This window comes from Klebsiella sp. D-Nf1 (genome assembly GCF_002810515.1).
In the GTDB taxonomy this organism is placed as follows: domain Bacteria; phylum Pseudomonadota; class Gammaproteobacteria; order Enterobacterales; family Enterobacteriaceae; genus Klebsiella; species Klebsiella variicola.
This window is the reverse complement of sequence record NZ_PIOK01000002.1, coordinates 14,244-31,517: the sequence shown is the minus strand read 5'-3', so window position 1 is coordinate 31,517 and position 17,274 is coordinate 14,244. Positions and strand designations below refer to the sequence as shown.

At 55.7% G+C, this 17,274-nt stretch carries 18 protein-coding genes; 13 read left to right on the top strand and 5 right to left on the bottom strand.

Annotated elements, in window-relative coordinates; all coding sequences use genetic code 11:
* Nucleotides 1-181 precede the first annotated feature (181 nt).
* From CWM54_RS10030 to npr, 11 genes are all read left to right on the top strand, one after another.
* Nucleotides 182-1,159, top strand: a complete 978-nt coding sequence (locus CWM54_RS10030) for a calcium/sodium antiporter (protein ID WP_100696968.1) — start codon at nucleotides 182-184, stop codon at nucleotides 1,157-1,159.
* Complete coding sequence (gene kdsD, locus CWM54_RS10025) at nucleotides 1,156-2,160, top strand: arabinose-5-phosphate isomerase KdsD (protein WP_075206807.1); 1,005 nt, start codon at nucleotides 1,156-1,158, stop codon at nucleotides 2,158-2,160. The genes CWM54_RS10030 and kdsD overlap by 4 nt, the downstream gene beginning before the upstream one ends.
* 14 nt (nucleotides 2,161-2,174) lie before the next feature.
* Nucleotides 2,175-2,741, top strand: coding sequence for a 3-deoxy-manno-octulosonate-8-phosphatase KdsC (gene kdsC / locus CWM54_RS10020; protein WP_008806650.1), 567 nt, complete (start codon nucleotides 2,175-2,177; stop codon nucleotides 2,739-2,741).
* Nucleotides 2,738-3,313: an LPS export ABC transporter periplasmic protein LptC gene (lptC, locus tag CWM54_RS10015; protein WP_008806651.1), complete on the top strand. Its 576-nt coding sequence runs from the start codon at nucleotides 2,738-2,740 to the stop codon at nucleotides 3,311-3,313. The genes kdsC and lptC overlap by 4 nt, the downstream gene beginning before the upstream one ends.
* A complete protein-coding gene (lptA, locus tag CWM54_RS10010; protein ID WP_061153188.1) occupies nucleotides 3,282-3,827 on the top strand; it encodes a lipopolysaccharide ABC transporter substrate-binding protein LptA in 546 nt (181 codons plus the stop codon). The genes lptC and lptA overlap by 32 nt, the downstream gene beginning before the upstream one ends.
* 6 nt (nucleotides 3,828-3,833) lie before the next feature.
* Nucleotides 3,834-4,559, top strand: a complete 726-nt coding sequence (gene lptB, locus CWM54_RS10005; RefSeq protein WP_002918417.1) for an LPS export ABC transporter ATP-binding protein — start codon at nucleotides 3,834-3,836, stop codon at nucleotides 4,557-4,559.
* Between the two features lie 47 nt (nucleotides 4,560-4,606).
* Nucleotides 4,607-6,040, top strand: a complete 1,434-nt coding sequence (gene rpoN / locus CWM54_RS10000) for an RNA polymerase factor sigma-54 (protein WP_061153187.1) — start codon at nucleotides 4,607-4,609, stop codon at nucleotides 6,038-6,040.
* A 22-nt stretch (nucleotides 6,041-6,062) separates the two neighbouring features.
* Complete coding sequence (gene hpf, locus CWM54_RS09995; protein ID WP_004206206.1) at nucleotides 6,063-6,350, top strand: ribosome hibernation promoting factor; 288 nt, start codon at nucleotides 6,063-6,065, stop codon at nucleotides 6,348-6,350.
* A gap of 70 nt (nucleotides 6,351-6,420) precedes the next feature.
* On the top strand, nucleotides 6,421-6,909 hold the full coding sequence (ptsN, locus tag CWM54_RS09990) for a PTS IIA-like nitrogen regulatory protein PtsN (protein ID WP_004144926.1): 489 nt from the start codon (nucleotides 6,421-6,423) through the stop codon (nucleotides 6,907-6,909).
* A gap of 45 nt (nucleotides 6,910-6,954) precedes the next feature.
* Entirely contained in the window at nucleotides 6,955-7,809 is an 855-nt protein-coding gene (gene rapZ / locus CWM54_RS09985; protein WP_002918428.1) for an RNase adapter RapZ, read from the top strand.
* Entirely contained in the window at nucleotides 7,806-8,078 is a 273-nt protein-coding gene (gene npr, locus CWM54_RS09980) for a PTS phosphocarrier protein NPr (protein WP_002918431.1), read from the top strand. The genes rapZ and npr overlap by 4 nt, the downstream gene beginning before the upstream one ends.
* Nucleotides 8,079-8,141: 63 nt before the next feature.
* On the opposite strand, the gene mtgA is transcribed toward npr, so the two are convergent.
* The 4 genes from mtgA to uxuA form a co-directional block, all read right to left on the bottom strand.
* Nucleotides 8,142-8,867 (bottom strand): monofunctional biosynthetic peptidoglycan transglycosylase, encoded by a 726-nt coding sequence (gene mtgA / locus CWM54_RS09975; protein ID WP_008806653.1) that lies wholly within the window; start codon nucleotides 8,865-8,867, stop codon nucleotides 8,142-8,144.
* Complete coding sequence (gene elbB, locus CWM54_RS09970) at nucleotides 8,864-9,517, bottom strand: isoprenoid biosynthesis glyoxalase ElbB (protein WP_061153186.1); 654 nt, start codon at nucleotides 9,515-9,517, stop codon at nucleotides 8,864-8,866. Before elbB ends, mtgA begins: the two co-directional genes overlap by 4 nt.
* A gap of 233 nt (nucleotides 9,518-9,750) precedes the next feature.
* Nucleotides 9,751-12,090, bottom strand: coding sequence for an aerobic respiration two-component sensor histidine kinase ArcB (gene arcB, locus CWM54_RS09965; protein ID WP_100696966.1), 2,340 nt, complete (start codon nucleotides 12,088-12,090; stop codon nucleotides 9,751-9,753).
* A gap of 149 nt (nucleotides 12,091-12,239) precedes the next feature.
* A complete protein-coding gene (gene uxuA, locus CWM54_RS09960) occupies nucleotides 12,240-13,304 on the bottom strand; it encodes a mannonate dehydratase (protein ID WP_047667027.1) in 1,065 nt (354 codons plus the stop codon).
* A 289-nt stretch (nucleotides 13,305-13,593) separates the two neighbouring features.
* Between uxuA and CWM54_RS09955 the strand changes: the two genes are divergently transcribed.
* Together CWM54_RS09955 and CWM54_RS09950 are read left to right on the top strand one after the other, a co-directional pair.
* Complete coding sequence (locus CWM54_RS09955; protein WP_100696964.1) at nucleotides 13,594-14,610, top strand: Zn-dependent oxidoreductase; 1,017 nt, start codon at nucleotides 13,594-13,596, stop codon at nucleotides 14,608-14,610.
* A gap of 86 nt (nucleotides 14,611-14,696) precedes the next feature.
* Nucleotides 14,697-15,980, top strand: coding sequence for an MFS transporter (locus tag CWM54_RS09950; protein WP_100696962.1), 1,284 nt, complete (start codon nucleotides 14,697-14,699; stop codon nucleotides 15,978-15,980).
* A gap of 52 nt (nucleotides 15,981-16,032) precedes the next feature.
* On the opposite strand, the gene CWM54_RS09945 is transcribed toward CWM54_RS09950, so the two are convergent.
* A complete protein-coding gene (locus CWM54_RS09945) occupies nucleotides 16,033-16,968 on the bottom strand; it encodes a TIGR01212 family radical SAM protein (RefSeq protein WP_100696960.1) in 936 nt (311 codons plus the stop codon).
* Nucleotides 16,969-17,274 lie beyond the last annotated feature (306 nt).

The following is a 17,274-nucleotide window of genomic DNA, read 5'->3' as shown; positions in this document are numbered from 1 at the left end:
GCAAGCATGGCCCTTTCTTGCGCCACAATCACAACATTTTTACAGAATCTTACCTGCACAGGTTAGCGAAAGCTGGCATTTGTTTTACTTTTGGCACACATAAAGTCAAAATTAAGAATTCGTTACGCTGCGTAGGGATAACCCAGCGAGGCGACGATTATACCTGAAGAAAGGACTTTAGATGCTCTTAGCGACGGCTCTGTTAATTATTGGTTTACTGCTGGTTGTCTACAGCGCCGATCGTCTGGTCTATGCCGCTTCCATCCTGTGTCGTATGTTGGGGATCCCGCCGCTGATCATCGGTATGACGGTGGTGAGTATCGGCACCAGCCTGCCCGAGATCATGGTTTCCACCACGGCCTCGCTGCATGGGCAGATCGATCTGGCGGTCGGCACCGCGCTCGGCTCCAACATTACCAATATTCTTCTGATCCTCGGTCTCGCCGCCTTACTCAGGCCATTTACCGTGCATTCTGATATTCTGCGCCGCGAATTACCGCTAATGTTGCTGGTCAGCGTGCTGGCCGGGCTGGTGCTCTACGATGGACAGTTGTCCCGTCTCGACGGGCTGTTTTTACTGGCGCTGGCGCTTCTGTGGCTGTTGTTTACCATCAAGATTGCCCGTCTGGCGGAGCGCCAGGGCAGCGATAGTCTGACCCGCGAACAGCTGGCGGAGCTGCCGCGAGAAGGATCGCTGCCGGTCGCTCTGCTCTGGTTAGGGGTGGCGATGATTGTCATGCCGATGGCTACCCGTATGGTGGTGGATAACACCACGGTATTGGCAAACTTTTTTGCCATTAGCGAGCTGACCGTCGGTCTGACGGTGGTGGCGATAGGCACCAGCCTGCCAGAGCTGGCCACCGCTATCGCCGGGGCGCGGAAAGGGGAAGATGACATTGCTATCGGCAATATCATCGGCGCCAATATCCTCAATATTGCGCTGGTGCTGGGTTTACCGGCGCTGATCGCGCCGGGGAGCTTTGCGAGCGAAGCCTTTACTCGCGATTATGGCGTGATGCTGCTGGTCAGCCTGATCTTCGCGGTGCTGTGCTGGCGCCGCCAGCAGCAGCCGGGACGACTGATTGGCGCACTGCTGGTCGGCGGCTTTGTGGTTTGGTTGGCGATGCTGTTCTGGACAGCGCCGCTCTTCGTTGAATGACTCGGGATAACATCATGTCGCAAATAGATTTGCCCACGGATTTTGACTTTCAACAGGCAGGCCGTCAGGTGCTGGAAATTGAACGTGAAGGTCTGGCCCAGCTCGATCAATATATAAATGAAGACTTTACCCATGCTTGCGAAACGATTTTCCGCTGCGGCGGCAAAGTCGTGGTGATGGGGATGGGCAAATCCGGCCACATCGGCCGCAAAATGGCGGCGACGTTCGCCAGTACCGGCACCTCGGCTTTTTTTGTCCACCCCGGCGAAGCGGCGCACGGCGATTTAGGAATGGTCACTCCACAGGATGTGGTGATTGCGCTGTCGAATTCCGGCGAATCGAATGAAATTCTGGCGCTGATCCCGGTCCTGAAGCGCCAGCAGGTGAAGCTTATCTGCATCACCAGCCGGCCTGAGAGCAGCATGGCGCGCGCAGCGGATATCCATCTGTGCGTGAAAGTGCCCAAAGAGGCCTGCCCGTTAGGGCTGGCGCCCACCTCCAGCACCACCGCGGCGCTGGTGATGGGTGATGCCCTCGCCGTCGCTCTGCTGGAAGCCCGTGGCTTTACCGCCGAAGATTTCGCCCTGTCTCATCCTGGCGGCGCACTCGGTCGTAAGCTGTTGCTGCGCGTCAATGATATTATGCATACCGGTGATGAAATCCCGCACGTCGGCCTGCAGGCCACCCTGCGCGATGCGCTGCTGGAAATCACGCGTAAAAATTTAGGCATGACCGCCGTCTGCGATGACGATATGAACATCATCGGGATCTTCACCGATGGTGACCTGCGCCGGGTCTTTGATACCGGCGTCGATATGCGTAATGCCAGCATTGCCGATGTCATGACCCGGGGAGGGATCCGCATCCGTCCCGGCACCCTGGCGGTAGATGCGCTAAACCTGATGCAATCCCGTCATATCACCTGCGTGCTGGTTGCCGATGGCGACCACCTGCTAGGTGTGGTACATATGCACGATCTCCTGCGCGCGGGCGTAGTGTAAGTAAGGAAAAAATAATGAATAATGCTGATGCTCAGTTAGCGACATGCTATGGGCCGGTAAGCCAGGCGTTTCTCGATCGCGCGGCTAAGATCCGTCTACTGATCCTCGATGTTGACGGTGTATTATCCGACGGACTTATCTATATGGGTAATCACGGCGAGGAGCTGAAAGCGTTCAACGTCCGCGATGGCTATGGTATCCGCTGCGCGCTGACCTCCGGCATCGAAGTGGCGATTATTACCGGGCGAAAAGCTAAACTGGTAGAAGACCGCTGCCAGACGCTGGGCATTACGCATCTCTATCAAGGTCAGTCGGATAAGCTGTTGGCGTTTCGCGAATTAGTCAGCAAACTGGCGGTTCGTCCGGATGAAGTGGCGTATATCGGCGACGATCTGATCGACTGGCCGGTGATGGCGGAAGTGGGTTTAAGCGTCGCCGTCGCCGATGCGCATCCGCTGCTGCTGCCGCGGGCGAATTATGTCACGCGCATTAACGGCGGACGCGGCGCGGTACGCGAAGTCTGCGATTTGTTACTATTGGCGCAGGGCAAGTTGGATGAGGCCAAAGGGCAATCAATATGAGTAAAACCAGACGTTGGGTTATCATTTTACTGTCGCTGCTCGCGCTGATCCTCATCGGCCTGAATCTGGCGAATACGGACGACACGGCCCAGCCGGAGGTCAATCCCAACGACCCGACGTATAAAAGCGAACATACCGACACCGTCGTGTACAGCCCGGAAGGCGCCCTGAGCTATCGGCTGATTGCCGAGCATGTGGAATACTTTTCCGATCAGGAGGTTTCCTGGTTTACCAAGCCGGTGATGACCACTTTTGATACCAATAAGGTGCCAACCTGGTCAATCAGGGCAGATAAAGCGAAGCTGACGAATGACCGTATGCTCTATCTTTACGGGCACGTTGAGGTGAATGCGCTCGCGCCTGACTCTCAACTGCGCAAAATTACGACGGATAACGCCCAGATAAATCTGGTCACACAGGACGTTACCTCCGATGACATGGTGACGTTATACGGCACCACATTTAATTCCAGCGGCCTGAAAATGCGTGGAAACCTTCGCAGCAAAAATGCCGAGCTGATTGAAAAGGTGAGAACCTCTTATGAAATTCAGAACAAACAAACTCAGCCTTAAGATTGCGCTCGCCGGCGCTTTACTGGCCGCCAGCCTGCCGGCTTTGGCCAAGACGGGCGATACCGATCAGCCGATCCATATCGAGTCCGATCAGCAGTCGCTGGATATGCAGGGTAACGTCGTCACCTTCACCGGTAACGTGGTCGTCACCCAGGGGACGATCAAAATTAACGCAGATAAAGTGGTGGTCACCCGTCCGGGCAATGAGAAAGGCAAAGAGGTGATCGAAGGCTTCGGTAACCCGGCCACCTTCTTCCAGATGCAGGATAACGGCAAACCGGTAAAAGGCCGGGCGTCGAAAATGCGCTACGAGCTGCAGAATGATTACGTCGTGCTGACCGGCAACGCTTACCTTGAGCAGCTCGACAGCAATATCAAGGGCGATAAAATCACCTATCTGGTGAAAGAGCAAAAAATGCAGGCCTTCAGCGACAAAGGTCGACGCGTCACCACCGTTCTGGTGCCGTCCGAGCTGCAGGATAAAAGCGGCAACCAGCAAAAGAAGAGTAACTAATTCGTTATGGCAACCTTAACTGCGAAGAATCTCGCCAAAGCTTATAAAGGCCGCCGCGTGGTGGAAGATGTCAGTCTCACCGTTAACTCCGGAGAGATTGTCGGCTTGCTCGGCCCTAACGGCGCCGGTAAAACCACCACCTTCTACATGGTGGTCGGCATTGTGCCGCGCGATGCGGGCAATATTATTATCGATGACGAAGACATCAGCCTGCTGCCGCTGCACGCGCGCGCGCGCCGGGGCATCGGCTATCTGCCGCAGGAAGCCTCTATTTTTCGTCGTCTGAGCGTCTATGACAACCTGATGGCGGTCCTGCAGATCCGTGACGATTTAACCAGCGAACAGCGTGAAGATCGCGCCAAAGAGCTGATGGAAGAGTTTCATATTGAGCACCTGCGCGACAGCCTCGGTCAGGCGCTCTCCGGTGGTGAACGCCGCCGTGTCGAAATCGCTCGCGCGCTGGCGGCGAACCCGAAATTTATCCTTCTGGATGAACCGTTTGCCGGTGTTGACCCGATCTCCGTTATCGATATCAAACGCATTATTGAGCACCTGCGCGACAGCGGCCTCGGCGTGCTGATCACCGACCATAACGTCAGAGAGACCCTCGCCGTCTGCGAACGCGCGTATATTGTCAGTCAGGGACACCTTATTGCTCATGGCACACCGCAGCAGATCCTCGAAGATGAGCAGGTTAAGCGCGTGTATCTTGGGGAAGACTTCAGACTCTGATAGGGTAGAGGTTACAGACGTTTTAGCCGGAGATATTTACCCTGAACATGAAGCAAGGTTTGCAATTAAGGCTTAGCCAACAGCTTGCCATGACGCCGCAGCTGCAGCAGGCGATTCGTTTGCTGCAGTTGTCCACGTTAGAACTCCAGCAAGAGCTCCAGCAAGCGCTGGAAAGTAACCCATTGCTTGAGCAAACCGATCTTCACGAAGAGGTAGAAGCGAAAGAAGTGGAGGACCGCGAGTCCCTCGATACCGTCGATGCGCTTGAGCAAAAAGAGATGCCGGACGAGCTCCCTCTCGATGCCAGCTGGGATGAAATCTATACCGCCGGTACGCCGTCAGGCAACGGCGTGGACTATCAGGACGACGAGCTGCCCGTCTATCAAGGTGAGACCACCCAGACGCTTCAGGATTACCTGATGTGGCAGGTCGAGCTGACGCCCTTCACCGATACCGACCGCGCCATTGCCACCTCTATCGTCGACGCCGTCGACGATACGGGCTATCTCACCATTCAGATTGAAGACATCGTTGAGAGCATCGGCGATGACGAGATCGGCCTGGAAGAGGTGGAAGCCGTCCTGAAGCGCATCCAGCGCTTTGATCCGGTTGGCGTCGCGGCGAAAGATCTGCGCGACTGCCTGCTGATCCAGCTGTCGCAATTCGCCAAAGAGACGCCGTGGCTGGAAGAGGCCCGGTTGATTATCAGCGATCATCTCGATCTGCTGGCTAATCATGATTTCCGTACCCTGATGCGAGTAACGCGCCTGAAAGAAGAGGTGCTGAAAGAGGCGGTGAATCTGATCCAGTCACTGGATCCCCGCCCAGGGCAGTCCATTCATACCAGTGAACCAGAATATGTCATTCCGGACGTACTGGTCCGCAAGGTCAGCGGCCGCTGGACCGTGGAGCTCAACGCCGACAGCATTCCCCGGCTGAAAATTAATCAGCAGTATGCGGCGATGGGCAACAGCACCCGTAATGACGCCGACGGCCAGTTCATTCGCAGCAATCTGCAGGAAGCCCGCTGGCTGATTAAAAGTCTGGAAAGCCGCAACGATACGCTACTGCGCGTCAGCCGCTGCATCGTTGAACAGCAGCAGGCTTTTTTCGAACAGGGTGAAGAGTATATGAAGCCGATGGTGCTGGCCGATATCGCCCAGGCTGTCGAGATGCATGAATCCACCATTTCCCGTGTCACCACGCAAAAATATCTGCACAGTCCGCGCGGTATTTTTGAACTGAAGTATTTCTTCTCCAGCCATGTGAATACCGAAGGCGGCGGCGAAGCCTCGTCGACGGCCATTCGCGCGCTGGTGAAGAAGTTAATCGCCGCGGAAAACCCCGCGAAGCCGTTGAGCGACAGTAAGCTCACCTCCATGCTGTCCGAGCAGGGTATCATGGTCGCGCGCCGCACTGTCGCGAAGTACAGAGAGTCTTTATCCATTCCGCCGTCAAACCAGCGTAAACAACTGGTCTGACACAACCGATAAGGAAGACACTATGCAGCTCAACATTACAGGACACAACGTCGAGATCACCCCCGCGATGCGCGACTTCGTCACGGCGAAGTTCAGCAAACTGGAGCAATTTTTCGACCGGATCAATCAGGTCTATATTGTGTTAAAAGTAGAGAAAGTGACGCAAATTGCGGACGCGAATCTGCATGTCAACGGTGGCGAAATCCATGCCAGTGCGGAAGGGCAGGATATGTATGCAGCTGTCGATGGTCTTATCGACAAGCTGGCAAGGCAGTTAACGAAGCACAAAGATAAACTAAAACAACACTAATTGTCCGGGCCCCTCTGCGTCCGTCGTGGTTTAACATCGGCGGCGGGCGTGGGGGCGCTCAGGTGAAATTATGATGAACAACGATTCGGCTCTACAACTGAGCAACGTCCTGAACCAGGAATGTACCCGTAGCCAGGTTCACTGCCAGAGCAAGAAGCGTGCTCTGGAAATCATTAGCGAACTGGCCGCCAAACAGTTAAGTTTGCCGCCGCAGGTGGTGTTCGAAGCGATCCTCACCCGCGAAAAAATGGGCAGTACCGGGATTGGCAATGGTATCGCCATTCCTCACGGTAAACTGGAAGAGGATACGCTGCGTGCTGTCGGCGTTTTTGTCCAGCTGGAAACCCCCATCGCCTTCGACGCGATCGACAATCAGCCTGTCGACCTGCTGTTCGCGCTGCTGGTGCCAGCCGACCAGACAAAGACTCACCTGCATACGCTCTCCCTGGTGGCCAAACGGCTGGCGGACAAAGCGATTTGCCGTCGCCTGCGCGCGGCGCAGAGCGATGAAGAGTTGTATGAGATCATCACCGAAGCAGGAAGCAGCGATGACGCATAACGGCAGTCGCACCTTATCCTTTATCGTACTGAGGAGAAACGGTACATGGTACTGATGATCGTCAGCGGCCGCTCGGGCTCGGGGAAATCCGTCGCTCTGCGAGCGCTGGAAGATATGGGCTTTTACTGCGTGGATAACCTGCCGGTCGTGCTGCTGCCCGACCTGGCGCGGTCGCTGGCTGACCGCAATATCTCCGCGGCCGTCAGCATCGACGTGCGTAACATGCCAGAATCACCGGAAATCTTTGAACAGGCGATGCAGAACCTGCCAGAATGCTTTTCTCCGCAACTGCTGTTCCTTGATGCCGACCGTAATACCCTGATCCGCCGTTACAGCGATACGCGTCGCTTACACCCGCTCTCCAGCAAGAATCTGTCGCTCGAAAGCGCTATCGACGAAGAGAGCGATCTGCTGGAGCCGCTGCGCTCCCGTGCGGATCTGATCGTCGATACGTCCGAAATGTCGGTGCATGAACTGGCCGAAATGCTGCGTACTCGCCTGTTAGGTAAACGCGAGCGCGAACTGACGATGGTCTTCGAATCCTTCGGCTTCAAACATGGTATTCCGATCGATGCCGATTACGTCTTTGACGTGCGCTTTCTGCCAAACCCGCACTGGGATCCGAAGCTGCGTCCAATGACCGGTCTGGATAAACCGGTGGCCGCCTTCCTTGACCGGCACACCGAAGTGCACAACTTTATTTACCAGACCCGGAGCTATCTTGAGCTATGGTTACCGATGCTGGAGACCAACAATCGCAGCTATCTGACGGTGGCCATTGGCTGCACCGGCGGTAAACATCGTTCGGTTTATATTGCTGAACAACTGGCTGACTACTTCCGCTCCCGCGGCAAGAACGTACAGTCTCGTCATCGGACGCTGGAAAAACGTAAATCATGACCGTAAAGCAGACCGTTGAAATCACCAATAAGCTGGGCATGCACGCCCGCCCGGCGATGAAGCTGTTTGAGCTGATGCAGAATTTCGATGCCGAAGTACTGCTGCGCAACGATGAAGGCACGGAGGCAGAAGCAAACAGCGTGATTGCCCTGCTGATGCTGGACTCGGCGAAAGGGCGGCAGATAGAGGTGGAAGCCAGCGGTCCGCAGGAAGTTGAGGCACTCGCCGCGGTGATAGCCCTGTTTAATGCCGGATTTGATGAAGACTAAGCGTTACGCTTCCCGGCGACGGCCGACTGGCGACAGTGCCAGCCCCGGCGCCGGATTAACGCGCTAATACAGCTTATGCTCGCGCATAAACCCTTCTCCACCCAGCTGTCGCATCTGGCGTAAGATCCAGGCCTGGCGGCTGCGCACATAGCCCGAAGGCGCGTCGGCGCGATAGCGGATCGGATTTGGCAGCACCGCGGCCAGCAGAGCCGCTTCCCCCGGCGTCAGCTGGCTGGCAGGCTTATGAAAATAGCGCTGCGCGGCCGCTTCCACACCAAATATCCCATCACCAAACTCGGCGATATTCAGGTAGACGGTCAGGATCCGCTTTTTACTCCAGACGGTTTCTATACCGACAGTCAGCCCGGCTTCCAGTCCCTTACGCAACCAGCTGCGGCCATCCCATAAAAACAGGTTTTTCGCCGTCTGCTGCGACAGCGTTGACGCGCCGCGGATGCGGGTATCATGACGCTCATTGTGCGCCAGCGCTTTTTCTATCGCCGATACGTCGAACCCCCAGTGTTCCGGGAACTTCTGATCTTCGGCGGCAATCACCGCCAGCCCCATCCACGGAGAGATCTCATCCATGCCGACCCAATCAGAGTGCGCCAGATAGTGGACATCTCCGGACAGCCAGGCGCTCACCTGCCGTTCGAGCATCACCGCCGAAAACGGCACCGGCAGCACGCTAAACAGCGCGATCCCCCCGCCCCAGAAGACGGCGGCGATCAGCAGCAGACGCAGCGCCAGTCGTTTTAGCAGCGCAAAGGGCGCTACGCGGAGTCTCATGCGCTCAGCGCCAGCACGCGGGCGACCAGCTTTTCGATCCCGGTGGCGGCTTGCGCAATATTCTCTGCCAGCATATACGCCGGGGTGGTGACCACTTTGTTGTCTTCATCCACCACGATGTCGTCGACCGGGCAAGGCACGTGCTCCGCCCCCATCTCTTCGACCACATCGGCAGTATCGAGATCGGTCCCGATGGTTATCCGTAGCGGAAACGCAAAGATCTTCGGCAGCAGCGCCGGGGCAATGCACATGAAGCCCAGCGGTTTGCCGGCCTGATGCATCGCCAGCGCCAGGGCCTGCAGATCGCGGTCCACCTGACATTCGCTGCCCTCGGCGGCGAAGCTGCTTAAATTTTTAGCCGCGCCGAAGCCGCCGGGGACGATCAGCGCGTCCAGCGTCTCCGCACGCGCCTGCGTCAGCGGTAAGATGTCGCCGCGGGCAATTCGCGCCGCTTCCACCAGCACGTTGCGTTGATCCGTCAGCGGTTCCCTCGTCAGATGGTTGATGACGTCGCGCTGCGGTTTATCGGGTGCAAAGCACACCGCCTGCGCGCCGTTGCGCGCGATCGCCAGCAGGGTAATCACCGCTTCATGAATTTCACTGCCGTCGTACACGCCGCAGCCGCTCAGTACCACACCAATTTTTTTCATCGCTTTCGCTCCTCCATGCAACTCGCTGAAACCAGTCAAAAATGTCGATTTACTCGCTATGCTTCACATATTTTACTGATTCATGTAACAAATTAGTTAAGCTTTGCTATCTTAATGAGCGAGCAATCCACTTCTCAGGTTGCGCCACGTAACAACATCACTCAAATAACACTGGCTCAACCACCAGTTCCCTGGTGTTGGCGCAGTATTCGCGCACCCCGGTCTGTCCGGGGTCATTTTTTCCCGGCCTTCGCCACCCACGCCTTCAGTACCGCCACGTCGTTTTGCCACTCAGATTTCATCTCTTCAACCCATTCAGCGACATTATCAGACCAGGCAGGCAGATCCGGGGTCTGGATCTGCTGCCCCAGCTGCTGAATATGGCGCAGACCGATAGAACCGGCCGCCCCTTTGATCTTATGCCCCTCCTCGACGATCCCTTTTTGATCGCGGGCGGTGAGATTGGACTCGAGGACAGACATATAGCCCGGCATCATCTTCTCAAACACCGCGAGTCCATCGTTGATAAGCTTCGGTCCCACCAGTTCGATATATTGCTCCAGCATATCGGTATCCAGCACCGCGTCGGCTTTATGCACATCGGCCGCCGGCGCTTCCTGCGCTTCCTCTTCCGGCGAATCCCAGAATTTCTTGATCATGGCGGTGAGCGCTGGCACCGACAACGGCTTGCTCAGCACATCGTCCATCCCGGCATCAAGATACTCTTTCTTATTCTTCAGTACGTTGGCGGTCAGGGCTACCAGCGGCGGCAACTCATCCGCGGCAAAGTTCTGTTTTAGCTGACGAGAGATATCCAGCCCCGTCATATCGGGCAATTGAATATCCAGTAGCACCAGGTCGTACTCGCCAGGCTCGAACATCTCCAGCGCGGCTTTCCCGGTCATGGCGACATCCACACTGTTGCCCAGCTTTTCCAGCACCGAGCGCGCCACGATGACGTTGAGCTCAATGTCTTCCACCAACAGCACGTTGAGTGCAGGTAATGGCATGTCGTCTTCCGCCAACGTGTCTTCCACTTCTTCCGCAATGGCAGGCGCATGGACGGTGAGCGTAAAAGTCGCCCCTTTACCCGGCTGGCTGGTTACGCTGATATCGCCGCCCATATTGCGCGCCAGGCGACGCGATACGGCGAGGCCAATCCCGGTGCCGGTGGCTGGTTTGCCGCCGTGGCTGTCTTTGACCTGGTAATACATGGCGAATATTTTGTCTTGTTCCGCCTCAGGAATACCGATACCGGAGTCTTCCACTTCGAAGTGCAGGATATCGCCTTCGTCATAGCGCACGCGGACATTTACCCCGCCGCCCTGTGGGGTAAACTTCACGGCGTTGCTGATAAGATTCCACAGGATCTGGCGCAGACGCGTACCGTCAGTGATCACTTTATGCGGTAGCGGCAGGCTCGGCTCCAGCACAAAGCGCAGGCCTTTCTGCTGGGCCTGCAGACCCGAAAGGTTTTCAAGGTCGGCAAGGAAGCTGGTGAAGTCTACCGGCTGGTTATCGAGCTGAACCTTACGGCGCTCCATTTTATCCATGTCGATAATATCATTGAAGATATTTCCCAGCGTCACCGCCGAGACATGGATGGTCTTCAGGTATTTCTCCTGCTCGCTGGTCAGTTCGGTATCCAGCAAAATACGGCTCAGCCCGACGATCCCATTCAGCGGGGTACGCAGCTCATGGCTGATGGTCGAAATAAAGGTAGTTTTATCCCGGCTGGCGCGCTCGAGGGCATCCTGATAGCGTTTTCGTTCAGTGATATCGCGCCCGAAGCCCATCAGGCCGCGACGCTTACCGACGCGATCGTAGTACGGGACCTTGCGGATTTCGAAGCACGCTTTGCGGCCATCGGGATAGTCCAGCCACTGCTCATAGGTCAGCGATACATTGTGGCGGAACACCTTCTCGTCGGTTTCCAACACTTTTTCCGCGGCCTCTTCGCTATAGACGTCCTGCGGTTTGAGGTGGATCAGTTGTTTCTCACTTTTGCCGGTCAACAGCTCCATCGCCCGGTTACAGCCTGAAAACTCCTTATCCTCATTGCGGTAGAAAACCAGATCTGGCGAAGCGTCGAGGAAAGAGCGCAGAAAGGAGGATTGCTGTTCGAGCTGGATCTGCGTCTCTTCACGCTCTTTCATCTCGATCTTCAACTGCTCGAGAGTGGTCTCGCGCTCGGCTTCCGCCTTTTCACGTTCGCCAATCTCCTGATTCAACTGCGCGATGTTATCTTTCAGCTGCACGTTCAGCTTCAGATCGCGCTCTCGCATCTCCTCCAGCTTGTCCACCAGCCGCGAAAGACGCTGGCGGGACTCTTCGAGCTGCTCCACCACCACCGAGAGAAAGTAGACCGCCCAGGGGGTGATCAGCAGACCGAAGAAGATAGAGCGGATAACGTCGATACTTTCAACCTGGCCATGCAGCACCATGGTGACCGCCATCTGTACCACAATGGCCAGCACCACCAGCGCAAGAGCCAACAACATCGAAAAGCGGACCAGACCCAGCTTCATCATCAGGTCGACATAATACTGCGCCAGCATACGAATTTGCTTCATAGGGGATTCCTTCACGACAACTCCGCACAATAATACTCAATTCTGAGCAATGCGCTGTAAGTTGTGCAAAAAATGCGGGAAGGAGCCGATATGACGGCCGGTCGCCGAGGCGAACCAGCCGCTAAAAAGAGGCAGGGTCAGGAGAGTGGTTAGCGCTTGCTTAATGCCTCCCAGAGGCCCTTCAGGTAGGTCACGCCGAGGGCGCGGTCGTACAAGCCATAGCCCGGCCGTCCGGTCTCTCCCCAGATAAAGCGGCCATGATCCGGGCGAATATAGCCGTCGAACCCGTTGTCATACAGCGCTTGCATCACCTTATACATATCCAGCGAACCGTACTCTGATGGATGCGCGCACTCGTAAAAGTCTTTATCCTGCATCAGCTTAATATTGCGGACGTGGGCGAAATGGATCCGCTTGCGCCGGGTAAACTCTGCCAGGATAGCGTACACATCGTTATCCGGATCTTCGGCAATCGAGCCGGTGCAGAGCGTGATGCCGTTGGCGGGCGAGTCGACGGCCCGGCAGATCCAGTCCAGATCGTCGCGGTTTTTGACCACCCGCGGCAGGCCAAAAATCGAGTACGGCGGATCGTCCGGATGGATCGCCATTTTCACCCCGACCTCTTCACAGACCGGGATCACCGCCCGCAGAAAATAGACCAGGTTCTCCCGCAGCTTGTGGTCATCCACCGCGCTATATTTGGCAAACAGGGTCTGCACCTCCGCCAGCCGTTCCGGCTCCCAGCCCGGCAAGGCGAAGCCGTTTGAGTTCTCCAGTACCTCTTTCACTACGTCTTCCAGCCGCTTATCGATATCTTTCTTCTCAAAAGCCATCGTCAGCGAGCCATCCGGCAGGACGTAGTTCATATCCGTCTTCATCCAGTCGAAAACCGGCATGAAGTTATAACAGATAACTTTGACGCCGAAGCGGGCAAGGTGGCGAATGGTCTGCTGATAGTTGGCAATATAGCGGTCACGGGAAGGAAGGCCGATTTTAATGTCATCATGAATGTTGACGCTCTCTATCACCTCCATTTTCAGGCCCGCGGCATGGGCCTGGCTGACCAGACGCTCAATTTTATCGACTGGCCATACCTCACCCACCGCGACGTCATAGAGCGCGCCAACTACCCCCTCCACGCCGGGCACCTGTCGTATATGCTCTAATGAAACCTTGTCTTCCTCTGGCCCAAACCAGCGCATTGTCATCTGCATCGTTATCACCTGCTTCATAATTTAAATTTTTACCCTACTACCATACCAGCAATCATAATCGAATTGTCCTTCACTGTCGTGATAACGATCACATTCCTGCACCGGGCAAGCCCATCCCGGCGTATTCATATTTTTTTTTCAATTTATTTCAATAGATTAATAATAGCCTGGCTTTTTCTGACGACCTCTTCCAAATGTGATCCAGAGCTATTTATGATCAAATGCATACTTGTATGGTAATAAAAAGCAGCGACATTCGTTCGCAAAACAGACAATGGAAGGAAAAGAAATGAGAAGCGTCGTCGTCAAAGAGCCAGGCCAGCTGAATATTGAATCACGTCCGGTTCCCGTTCCGGGCAGCCATGAGGTACGGGTGAGAATCGCCTTTGCCGGGATCTGTGGTTCCGATGTGCATATCTATCAGGGCCACAACCCCTTCGCGAAATATCCCCGCGTTATTGGTCATGAATTCTTCGGCATTATCGATGCCGTCGGCGAGCAGGTCTCTCCGTCGCGTATCGGCGAACGCGTCGCGGTCGACCCCGTAGTCAGCTGCGGCCATTGTTATCCCTGCTCGGTAGGTCGGCCGAATGTTTGCGCGCAGCTCCAGGTCATCGGGGTGCACCGCGATGGGGGATTCAGCGACTATGCCTGCGTGCCAGCCAAGAATGCCTGGCGCATTCCGGAGGCCATCAGCGATCGTCAGGCGACAATGGTTGAGCCTTTTACTATTGCAGCAAATATTACCGCCCAACTGCAGCCCACGCCGCAGGATATCGCCCTGGTCTACGGCGCTGGCCCGATGGGCCTGACGGTGATCCAGGCGCTGAAGGGGGTGTATGGCGTTAAGCAGGTAATCGCCGTGGACCGCATTGCCGAGCGTCTACAGATGGCGCGGGACAACGGCGCCGATCTGACGCTCGATAACACCCATCAGCCGCTGGCGGATCAGCTGGCGCAGCGGCAGCTAGCCCCCACGCTGGTCATTGATGCCGCCTGCCACCCAGCCATTCTGCAGGAGGCAATCCTCCTCGCCTCCCCTGCCGCCCGTATCGGCATACTCGGTTTCTCCGGCGAGGCGTCCACGCTGACCCAGCAAAGCATCACCAGTAAAGAGATCGCCATTTTCTCCTCCCGACTGAACAGCGGGCGCTTTCCGCTGGTCATCGACTGGATGGAGAAAGGCCTTATTCATCCTGAGGCGTTAATAACCCACTGTATGCCGCTGGAGCAGGTGAAAGAGGCCATGGAGATTTTCGCCAACGATCGGAAGACCTGCTGCAAAGTGCTGCTGCAGCTAGGCTAAGCCGACATCATTTTTAAATAACGGCCGACGGATATCTGTACATCCGCCGCGCCTGATATAAATCATATAATGAGCATGGTGTTATCATGGGAAAAAATATTCGCTGGATTATCGTCCTGTTATTATTTTTAGTATATATGATAAATTATCTGGACCGGGTGGCATTATCCATTACGGTGCCGATGATTGAAAAGGACCTTGCACTTAACGCTGAACAATTTGGTATGATTTTCGGCAGCTTTTTCTTCGGCTACGCGGTCTTTAATTTTATTGGCGGCCTCGCCGTCGATAAATTTGGCGCCACATTGGTGATGGGTCTGGCGGTTGGGTTATGGTCGCTGTTTTGCGGCTTAACCGCGGTTGCCACCGGCTTTTATTCCATGCTGGTGCTGCGGGTGCTCTTCGGGATGGCAGAGGGCCCGATTTGCGCCTCAGCGAACAAGATGATTAACGGCTGGTTTCCTAAAAAGCAAGCGGCAACCGCAGTGGGGTTCCTCAGCGCCGGCTCTCCGCTGGGCGGCGCGGTCGCCGGTCCCATCGTCGGTTATCTGGCCCTGGCTTTCGGCTGGCGTCCCGCGTTTATGATTATTTTCGCCATCGGTATTGTGTGGATGGTCGTGTGGTTTTTTATTGCCGCTAACTCGCCTGACAAACATAAGCATGTCAGTCAGGAAGAGCTCATGCTCATTAATAAAATGAAGCATGAGGAGGACGCCCTGGAAACCGTAGAAAATCAAACTGCCCACTCATTGGGTTATTATCTCAAGCAGCCTATTATTCTGGTGACGGCATTTGCGTTCTTCTGCTACAACTATATTCTGTTTTTCTTTCTCAGCTGGTTCCCGTCCTATCTGGTCCAGCAGCACCATCTGGATATTAAACAGATGAGTCTCACCACTATGATCCCGTGGATTGTCGGCTTTGTTGGTCTGGCGCTGGGGGGTTATATATCCGATAAAATATTTAACCTGACTGGACGGCTGTTGCTGTCGCGCAAAATCGTGCTGGTGGTATGCCTGTTAATGGCCGCGCTCTGCGTGGGACTCGCCGGTACCGTTAGCAGCGTCGTTCCTGCCGTTCTGCTGATGTCGGTCTCCATCTTTTTCCTCTATGTGACCGGGGCGATCTACTGGGCGATTATTCAGGACGTGGTGCATAAATCCCGCGTCGGCGGCGCCAGCGGCTTTATCCATCTTATCGGCAGCGTCTCCGGCATCGTGGGGCCAATTGTTACGGGCTATATCGTGCAGTCTACCGGCAAATTCGACAGCGCCTTTATTCTCGCCGGCACCATCGCCGCGCTTGGCGCCCTTCTGGTACTGTTCGTGATTAAAACCCCACGTCTGACGATGAAAACCAGCCAGGCGTAGGTGACAGGAAAGCCATGCCCGGCGCAGCGATCTGGCCGGGCATCATCTGATATCACTTCACGGCCTGGGGGACGACCCAGCTGCGGCCCAGCGCCGATCCCTGAGCGCCCTGTTCATTCAGATAGCGATCCAGTTCAACCATTCCGGTCCAGCGATTTTCGCACCACAGCGGCGCCAGTAGTGTGGGTCGACGGGCGCTGGCCGATATCCGGTGATAGATCACCTCCGGCGGCGTATGGCGGATCATCTCCCCGGCGGTAACGGTATACGCCTCCAGCTCAATGCCATCGAGACGCCCGGCCTGCCACGCTTTGGCCATAATACTGCCTTTAACAATATGCAGCGGGTGCAGCTTGATGCCGTCCACGCCGGTCGCCACCACCCGCTCCAGCGTCTCCAGGCAATGCCCCTGAGTCTCCCCGGGCAGGCCGACGATCAGATGCGCGCAGACCTTCAGCCCGCGCTCTCGCGCCAGACGCGCGGTGCGCTGGTAGCATGCGAAATCATGCCCACGGTTAATCCGATGCAGGGTTTTATCATGGGCGGTTTGCAGTCCCAGCTCCAGCCATACCTCATACCCCTGCTCATGATACTCACTCAGCAGATCGAGGACCGCCTCCGGCACGCAGTCCGGACGGGTGCCGACGCAGAGGCCGACGATATTCGCCTGGCTGATGGCCTGACGATACATCGAGCGGAGCACCTGCACTTCAGCGAAGGTGCTGGTATAGGCCTGGAAATAGGCCAGATAGCGCTTTGCCCGGTTGACGAGCTGCGCCTGATGAGCGAGTTGTTCGGCGATGGAGCGATGCTGCTGCGCCTCATCGGCAAAGGAAGCCACATTACAGAAAGTGCAGCCGCCGCGGCCCAGCGTGCCGTCGCGGTTCGGGCAGCTAAAACCGCCGTGCAGCGTCAGCTTATGGACCTTTTCGCCATAGCGGCGCATAAGATCCCCACCAAACATATTGACTAATTTCTGTAACTGCATAATCTGATAGACCGGCCTCAACAAAGGGGGCCAAGCCTGCCACTTTTTGTCACCGACGGCGATGACCTGGATCAATCGTCAGCGCGGCGGCCACCCTCATTGCATAAACAATCATGATTACTGCAATTTCATTCACCTCTGCGGTGATGAGTTTTGCTTATATTTCACCTGCGGATAGCCCTAATCTTCTTCACGGCAAAAAACAGTATTAATATCCACCATGAAAATACATTGCAGTCAAATATGCTAACAGTGGAATATATTTCAGCGCATAACGGTAACGCAAAGCCGCGCGCACAGTGAGAC

Excerpts from the sequence above, each read along its gene's own strand:
- hpf (WP_004206206.1), top strand. The coding sequence starts at position 6,063 with ATGCAGCTCAACATTACAGGACACAACGTCGAGATCACCCCCGCGATG.
- lptA (WP_061153188.1), top strand. The coding sequence starts at position 3,282 with ATGAAATTCAGAACAAACAAACTCAGCCTTAAGATTGCGCTCGCCGGC.
- mtgA (WP_008806653.1), bottom strand. The coding sequence starts at position 8,867 with ATGAGACTCCGCGTAGCGCCCTTTGCGCTGCTAAAACGACTGGCGCTG.
- rapZ (WP_002918428.1), top strand. The coding sequence starts at position 6,955 with ATGGTACTGATGATCGTCAGCGGCCGCTCGGGCTCGGGGAAATCCGTC.
- rpoN (WP_061153187.1), top strand. The coding sequence starts at position 4,607 with ATGAAGCAAGGTTTGCAATTAAGGCTTAGCCAACAGCTTGCCATGACG.
- arcB (WP_100696966.1), bottom strand. The coding sequence starts at position 12,090 with ATGAAGCAAATTCGTATGCTGGCGCAGTATTATGTCGACCTGATGATG.
- kdsC (WP_008806650.1), top strand. The coding sequence starts at position 2,175 with ATGAATAATGCTGATGCTCAGTTAGCGACATGCTATGGGCCGGTAAGC.
- lptB (WP_002918417.1), top strand. The coding sequence starts at position 3,834 with ATGGCAACCTTAACTGCGAAGAATCTCGCCAAAGCTTATAAAGGCCGC.
- ptsN (WP_004144926.1), top strand. The coding sequence starts at position 6,421 with ATGATGAACAACGATTCGGCTCTACAACTGAGCAACGTCCTGAACCAG.
- lptC (WP_008806651.1), top strand. The coding sequence starts at position 2,738 with ATGAGTAAAACCAGACGTTGGGTTATCATTTTACTGTCGCTGCTCGCG.
- CWM54_RS09955 (WP_100696964.1), top strand. The coding sequence starts at position 13,594 with ATGAGAAGCGTCGTCGTCAAAGAGCCAGGCCAGCTGAATATTGAATCA.
- CWM54_RS10030 (WP_100696968.1), top strand. The coding sequence starts at position 182 with ATGCTCTTAGCGACGGCTCTGTTAATTATTGGTTTACTGCTGGTTGTC.
- elbB (WP_061153186.1), bottom strand. The coding sequence starts at position 9,517 with ATGAAAAAAATTGGTGTGGTACTGAGCGGCTGCGGCGTGTACGACGGC.
- kdsD (WP_075206807.1), top strand. The coding sequence starts at position 1,156 with ATGACTCGGGATAACATCATGTCGCAAATAGATTTGCCCACGGATTTT.
- npr (WP_002918431.1), top strand. The coding sequence starts at position 7,806 with ATGACCGTAAAGCAGACCGTTGAAATCACCAATAAGCTGGGCATGCAC.
- CWM54_RS09950 (WP_100696962.1), top strand. The coding sequence starts at position 14,697 with ATGGGAAAAAATATTCGCTGGATTATCGTCCTGTTATTATTTTTAGTA.
- uxuA (WP_047667027.1), bottom strand. The coding sequence starts at position 13,304 with ATGCAGATGACAATGCGCTGGTTTGGGCCAGAGGAAGACAAGGTTTCA.
- CWM54_RS09945 (WP_100696960.1), bottom strand. The coding sequence starts at position 16,968 with ATGCAGTTACAGAAATTAGTCAATATGTTTGGTGGGGATCTTATGCGC.